1 protein-coding gene is annotated in these 322 nt (G+C 45.7%); it reads left to right on the top strand.

Features of this window, described 5'->3' with window-relative positions:
• The coding region (locus tag ACQRDX_RS09590) for a hypothetical protein (RefSeq protein ID WP_427897470.1) at positions 1 to 322 on the top strand (322 nt) is incomplete at both ends.

The raw sequence follows: 322 nt of genomic DNA, 5'->3' as shown, positions 1-322 counted from the left end.
AGCTTCGACATCAGCGTCTGAATCAGCAAGCACATCAGCATCTGAGTCAGCTTCAACATCAGCATCTGAGTCAGCTTCAACATCAGCGTCTGAATCAGCAAGCACATCAGCGTCTGAATCAGCTTCAACATCAGCATCTGAATCAGCTTCAACATCAGCGTCTGAATCAGCTTCAACATCAGCGTCTGAATCAGCTTCAACATCAGCATCTGAATCAGCAAGCACATCAGCATCTGAGTCAGCATCTGAGTCAGCATCAACATCAGCGTCTGAGTCTGAAACAGCTAAGACAGGTTCAGTTATTGTTAACTATGTGGACACA

The organism is Streptococcus sp. SGI.013, from assembly GCF_050315295.1.
GTDB classification, from domain to species: Bacteria; Bacillota; Bacilli; order Lactobacillales; family Streptococcaceae; genus Streptococcus; species Streptococcus porcorum.
The sequence above is the reverse complement of the archived record's forward strand: the minus strand, read 5'-3'. Positions and strand labels throughout refer to the sequence as shown.